The organism is Gilvimarinus sp. 1_MG-2023 (assembly GCF_030548285.1).
The window spans coordinates 1-261 of record NZ_JAUOSC010001198.1 but is presented as its reverse complement, the minus strand read 5'-3'; the positions used below and the strand labels follow the sequence as shown (position 1 = coordinate 261).

Annotated in this window: 1 protein-coding gene; it reads right to left on the bottom strand. The window is 55.2% G+C overall.

The window, feature by feature from the left end; translation table 11 throughout:
* A partial coding sequence (locus tag Q4563_RS20660) for a hypothetical protein (RefSeq protein WP_303605847.1) occupies window positions 1-182 on the bottom strand: 182 nt, incomplete at its 3' end.
* Window positions 183-261 lie beyond the last annotated feature (79 nt).

Here is a 261-nt window from a genome sequence, read left to right as displayed (position 1 = left end):
GCCTGACCTACAAATGTCCAACTTGCACCACCCGGCTGGTAGCCGTAGGAGCCTCCCCCTAGGGTTCCATAGCTCTCAAAGCTGGGGTTGGCGATGGCCAGGGAAATCGGGACAGACAACTTTAAAGTGCCTCCGCTAATGATGGTAGGCCCGGTGTAGTCCTGGGGGGAATTCAGCGTCAAAACGCCGCTGCCGCTCTTTTCAAACACGCCAGTCCCAGAAACCACCCCACCGTAGCTTTGATTTGAACCACTGTAAATA